We start from the raw sequence: 726 nt of genomic DNA, 5'->3' as shown, positions 1-726 counted from the left end.
GTGCCGCGTCACGACGTTTCACGCGCTTGGACGGGGCATCATTAAGGAGGTCGAAGGACGCCCGCCCCAGCTTGCCAACTGGGTCGAGCATCCCGCTGGCGAAGCCAGAGTCATCGAAGAGATCATCCGGCAGCTAGTCGAGACTGATCCGGAATTCGCTCGATTGTGGAGCGACCTGCTCGTGGTGCATCCCAAGGCGGACATCCCGGCCGAGGTTTTCGACACGGAGGCTGACTACCGTCGCTATGTCTCGGATCGGCTCAGGAAGGGCGAAGCCACGATCGGCTCGCTTGCCGGCGTCATCGTCAAATCGCTGCAAGAGCAGAAGGTCGTCAACTGGCTGTGGCTGCATTCCGTCGCATTCGAATACGAGCGGCAGCTTGCGGTTGAGGAGGATGACGGCACGGTTCGCCATCTGCATCCCGATTTCTACTATCCGCTGACTGGCACGGTGCATGAGCATTTCGCGCTCAACGCCGATGGGACCTCACCCTTTGCGGATTATGTCCAGCACGCCGAGAGAAAACGTCAGGCCTATCGCCGCAAAGAGATCGATTTCTTCGAGACGACTTCAGCCCAGGCCAGCGATGAGACCCTGCTCAGCACACTCGAGGCAGAACTGGCGCGGCGCGCGGTTCCTTTCGAGCGCAAGGGCTATGCCGAGATCACCGAGGCGATCGAGCCTGTGGTCATCAAGCACTATCACAAGCTCATATCCATCTGCAT

1 pseudogene is annotated in these 726 nt (G+C 59.6%); it reads left to right on the top strand.

Features of this window, described 5'->3' with window-relative positions:
* A pseudogene (locus EN749_RS36715) lies at positions 1-726 on the top strand (DNA helicase UvrD); the annotation flags it as partial.

Source organism: Mesorhizobium sp. M7A.F.Ca.ET.027.02.1.1 (genome assembly GCF_004022985.1).
Classification (GTDB): domain Bacteria; phylum Pseudomonadota; class Alphaproteobacteria; order Rhizobiales; family Rhizobiaceae; genus Mesorhizobium.
Note: the sequence above shows the minus strand (reverse complement) of the source record. Positions and strands in the feature narration are given on the sequence as shown.